Below are 4,504 nucleotides of genomic sequence, written 5' to 3' on the forward strand. Positions count from 1 at the left end.
GGGAAACGGTGGCGATGGTGCGGGTCTGGCGGCTTCTTCATGCCATCATCCTTGCCCAGGCCGTCGTAGACCGCCAATTAACGTGATAACGCCCTTTTTAAGACTGCAAGTGTGTTGTAGTCAGACCGACGCACTTTTAACGTCGCTCTATGCCTTATGTCTGGACTCATTTATGGCGTTTCTGTCGGTGCTCGAGGCTTACAGTATCCTTTCCAAGAACGGGAACGATCGACGCGAGGAACGTAACAGAGGTAATAAGCCATCGCGGCTTTGGACGTCGCCCGGGCTCGCGCCGCTCACTTGCCTGCGTCGTAGCCGCGCGGGCCACCAGCCTCGGCGGCCTTGGCGCTTTGGCTATCGAGCACGCCGGCGGTCGGACTGGCAGCCCGACCCGCGCGTTCGCGGTCGTTAACCAGTCGCGTTTCCTTCACATGCGCGCTGCTCAACCCAATCCAGCGTCTGGCGGCATTCGGCAAGCAACCAATTGCGGAAGCGACTGACCTGCGGCCGTGCATTCGGTAGGTTGAAGCGAGCCTGGTAAGCATGGCTTGTCCAAGCACCAGTTGAGGTTGGATAGGGCAGAGCAAGACGACCTCCATCGACCAAGTGGTGGAGCAGTGCGAGCCCGCAGATCATCAAGCCGGCGTTCGACACGACCGCGTTGAGGCCGTGAGACATGCGCTGAAATCGGATACCTCGATCCGGTGCCGAGCGTTGTAACTGAGCGGCAGCGATCCATTCAGTCCAGCCGATCGCGGCGGGGTCCCCCTTATAGAGATCGAGATGGAGCAGTGGAAATCCCTCCAGCCGCTCGAGGGCCGCATAGCCCTGGATGCGTAGCGCGTTCTCCGGCGAACTAATCGGAAGAAGAAAGTCTCTAAACAACACCTCCGAGCCGCCGCCCGATCGGATAGGGCCAAAGCTGATCGAGCAATCCAGTCGGCCGACACGATAAGGTACGCCCCCTTCACCATTTATGCAGAACAGAACACGTGGATGTTTCTGACGGAAGCGCGGGAGGCGAGGCGCGAGCCAAAGCTCGACGAAGTCCGACGGTGCGGCGATATGTATCTCTTCACCCTTCTGAACGTCCAACACCTCGCTGAAACGTTCAAGTTCTTTGAAAGCGGCGTGAAGATGCTGCAACGAAGCGGACAATGCGGGCGTCGCTTGTAAGCCGGATCGGCCGCGTACCACTAATTCCAACCCGAGATAATCTTCGATCGCTTTGATCCGCTGCCCGACCGCCGCAGGAGTGATCGACAGCACGTCGGCCGCCTTTGTTAGGGAGCCGAGACGTAGAGCCAGCTCAATCGCCTGCAGCGATCTGAGATAGGAGGGCGCCACCATCGCCCGACGATAAAGGAAAACTTTAGTTTTAGAAAGAAGTCTTAGCTATGTGTTCTGACACACGCGGAGCTAACCTTATCGCTATCGAAGGAGTTAAGCATGACAAACAAGCTGAAGCGGTTTGTGGTCGAGCGCGACATTCCAGGAATCGGCGCTATGTCGATTGTCGAACTCTGCGGCGCCTCTCGCGCCTCCAATCAGGCCATTGAGGACATGGGCCCGACAATCCAATGGCAGCACACCTACGTCGCAGATGATAAGACCTTTTGCATATACCTCGCAGATTCAGCGGACTCGATCCGCAGGCATGCGGAGATGGCGGGTCTTCCTGCAAATAAGGTCACTGAGGTAACGCAGATCATTGACCCGCTTACCGCCAATAACTGACGTTGCGGGTCCACCGCTGTCCTTTGGCGTGACTACGACAATCTTGAAATATGCACCTCGGCCGCCGCGCAGAAAATGCGGGCAGCACCGGTCTACAATGCGCAAATGTGAGTTGGACCGAAGTAATAGTTTGCATGCACGCGGCGCTTGCATTGGTGGGTGAAAGCCAAACGACACGCGATGTATGTCTGACTGTCGTGTATTCTACTGAATTAATAGGCGGCCGCTGCGAACATTAACTGAAGGCACCACAATGCTCGAAGAGTTACACCCTGCGGGGGATGTCCCTCAATTCCGACAAACACCGACGTCGCCTAGGGTCGGCTAGCCTTGTGAAAATCGTCATCGGCCTACCGGGCGCGAGCCTGATGCCGCTCCGCTCGACCAACGCAAGCGCGCTTCGAGAACGAACCTCACAAACGCGTTCGGTTTTTTCCTCCTACGACCCACGGCAGCGGCGACGGTTTTCTTCGTTCGGTTGTTTAGGCACGCTCCAGCCACAGCCGATTTCAACGCGATGAACAATCATCTGTTGAGGGACATCGGCATCTCGCGGACTGACATAGATTCTCTTGTTTCGCATAGGGGCCGCTGGTCGTAACCTGTGAGAGAATGCCTGCCTGAGCTGAAGGCGCACGTGCCGTAGAACGCGGACTCGTCACTAAGTTGCCGAGGAGACGCCCTCTCTCGCAACTACGCTATCGGCCTCCTCCGACCTGGGCTCTTAGAAATCGCCAAAGCCGACTTTCCCGGCTTCCGTGTATTATTCAACCTTGAGTAGTTTTCTCGCGACTGCGCCGGTGAAGTTGACATGGTAGTAGAGCTATGGTTGCAGAAAAGGATTGACATTGGCCGGTGCGGCGTAAGCATGGTTCAATAGAAACGTGAATTGGTACCGTCCGCTTCAGCAGCGCGCCGGAGTTTCCTCCTTGTGACTGTCATGCCGTTCGGCTCGAGGCCGGGATCACCAATGAGATGGCCGGCTCGCAAAATACCATGGCCACAGGTGGACCAGCGGAGGCCGCCCGGGCCGAGGCCTTGGCGCAGTTTTTTGACCGTCTGTCGCAGCGACTGCTGGTCTGGAGCTTGAGCCTTGTGCATGAACCAGAGTCATCACAGGCTGCACCGACACCTCAGCCTCAACCACTAGTAACTGACGGTATTTGCTGGCGCTGAGTTGCTAAGAAGGTTTTTGATGCCGGATGAGACATTCCGATTAGAATCGGCATTCGACTGGATGACGTCGGTTTCAGCCCGCTGTCGGTTCAAATCCTGATCGATATATTGGTTGGCACGAGCTGCTTTTGCTTTATCCATATCCAGCTGGGTCTGCTCTTCCTGGATTTGAATGCTTCGAAGCTGGTCACCATACGCTTGATCTCGCAGCTTATCTGCTTGTGCCGCCGCGTAGCGAGCCTGTTGAGCTAGCCATGCGCGATGCTCCGCTCGGGCTTCGGCAGCTTGCTGAGAGGCGATCTGTTGTTGCTGGATTTCCCAGTTCTGCTGTTGTGCCGCGCCAACATTACCTATCTGATTGTCGAGATAGCTCTGGCTCTGAGCAAAGCAGGGAACAGAGATTCCCATAAGAGCAGCGGTGAGAATAGCGATCTTCATTAATAAGGTTCCTCACGACGTCGGTTTGTGAGAATAGACCTCAGACTTAAGGTCTATTCTCACAACAAATATCAGGCTTTGGTCGAGGGCGGCGGGCAGACGGCGTTGGGTTGAATGCGCGTAACACCAGGGCCGTTTGTAACCATAATCCCTTGTCCCGCGTGGAACTGGCACAACTGACCAACCTCAACCGAGTTCATCGGCTGCGTGCCTGCACCGACAGTGTACGTAATGCTTACACCCTGCACTAACACCGACACCGGCTGGGTAGCACCAGCAGCAGAGCCAAGAAGCCCACCGCCAGCAGCCCCAAGGGCAGCACCACCATATCCGCCATGGAAGGCAAGTCCGCCGAGTAGGGCGCCGCCTACTGCTCCGAGAACCGTGCCAACATTGCTAGCAGTTTGCTGGTTAGCAGAATTATCTTCGTTCACCCGAGCCGGAAGAACAGCGAGAATGTTAACAACCGTTGCCGCCTGGGCTTGGTTTATCTCATTAGAGCTATATACGTCTGGGGCATCACTTGCGCCGGGGGTTGTACAGGCAGCAAGAGAACCGAGTGCGATGAGCGATGCGCTAACATAAAAAACCTTACGCATTTGAATTTTCCCGATTTGATGGTGGTCGCTAGAGTTTCAAGCCCGCAATGAAGCGTCTTGTGCGCCAATCCTCGGGATGGGGAAATCGGGTATTTTGATCTATGATACCGGGAAGTTAGTTGTCTTTAATGATTACGATACCGCATTCGATTAGCACTGATTAATATATAACCCGAGTTTGTCCCCGACCGCCGGTGCCGCCGTCCCACGACAGATTCGGTGTCTACAAGATAACTCTATTGGGGAGCTACGATGATTTCCGAAAACAAACATAAGCGAACCAACTTCTCCCGCAAACGAGTAGAACGCGATAAGCTCATCCGTGCCGCGTTGACCGCTGATCCCCACACGAAGACGTATATTAGCGACACCACGTGCATCCGTGGCCACCGAGATGCGCCTCGATACCTGGTCGGGCACGTTTGTGCTTCTTGCATGTCCGAGAAGTTCGCCGAGCGAAGGGCGTTATCACGTTAATTGGCGGTCTACGACGGCCTGGGCAAGGATGATGGCATGAAGAAGCCGCCAGACCCGCACCATCGCCACCGTTTCCC

The 4,504-nt window shown here is 55.7% G+C and carries 4 protein-coding genes and 1 pseudogene; 1 reads left to right on the forward strand and 4 read right to left on the reverse strand.

Features of this window, described 5'->3' with window-relative positions:
• Window positions 1-299: 299 nt before the first annotated feature.
• Both GSQ83_RS31185 and GSQ83_RS10180 read right to left on the reverse strand, forming a co-directional pair.
• Window positions 300-404 (reverse strand): annotated as a pseudogene (locus GSQ83_RS31185) (IS5/IS1182 family transposase); the annotation flags it as partial.
• Between the two features lie 4 nt (window positions 405-408).
• Complete coding sequence (locus GSQ83_RS10180; protein WP_158802791.1) at window positions 409-1,350, reverse strand: LysR substrate-binding domain-containing protein; 942 nt, start codon at window positions 1,348-1,350, stop codon at window positions 409-411.
• Between the two features lie 99 nt (window positions 1,351-1,449).
• Between GSQ83_RS10180 and GSQ83_RS10185 the strand changes: the two genes are divergently transcribed.
• A complete protein-coding gene (locus tag GSQ83_RS10185) occupies window positions 1,450-1,737 on the forward strand; it encodes a DUF4242 domain-containing protein (RefSeq protein WP_174246652.1) in 288 nt (95 codons plus the stop codon).
• A 1,146-nt stretch (window positions 1,738-2,883) separates the two neighbouring features.
• Here the strand turns inward: GSQ83_RS10185 and GSQ83_RS10195 are convergent.
• Together GSQ83_RS10195 and GSQ83_RS10200 are read right to left on the reverse strand one after the other, a co-directional pair.
• Window positions 2,884-3,351 carry a DUF5384 family protein gene (locus GSQ83_RS10195; RefSeq protein WP_158802793.1) on the reverse strand — a complete coding sequence of 156 codons (468 nt, stop codon included), beginning with the start codon at window positions 3,349-3,351 and terminating at the stop codon, window positions 2,884-2,886.
• A 71-nt stretch (window positions 3,352-3,422) separates the two neighbouring features.
• A complete protein-coding gene (locus tag GSQ83_RS10200; RefSeq protein ID WP_158802794.1) occupies window positions 3,423-3,950 on the reverse strand; it encodes a hypothetical protein in 528 nt (175 codons plus the stop codon).
• Window positions 3,951-4,504 lie beyond the last annotated feature (554 nt).

The sequence above is a fragment of the Acidisoma sp. L85 genome (assembly GCF_009765865.1).
In the GTDB taxonomy this organism is placed as follows: Bacteria; Pseudomonadota; Alphaproteobacteria; order Acetobacterales; family Acetobacteraceae; genus Acidisoma.

What these genes read in the sequence shown, in the direction of transcription:
- GSQ83_RS10195 (WP_158802793.1), bottom strand. Translation starts at nt 3,351, where the DNA reads ATGAAGATCGCTATTCTCACCGCTGCTCTTATGGGAATCTCTGTTCCC.
- GSQ83_RS10185 (WP_174246652.1), top strand. Translation starts at nt 1,450, where the DNA reads ATGACAAACAAGCTGAAGCGGTTTGTGGTCGAGCGCGACATTCCAGGA.
- GSQ83_RS10180 (WP_158802791.1), bottom strand. Translation starts at nt 1,350, where the DNA reads ATGGTGGCGCCCTCCTATCTCAGATCGCTGCAGGCGATTGAGCTGGCT.
- GSQ83_RS10200 (WP_158802794.1), bottom strand. Translation starts at nt 3,950, where the DNA reads ATGCGTAAGGTTTTTTATGTTAGCGCATCGCTCATCGCACTCGGTTCT.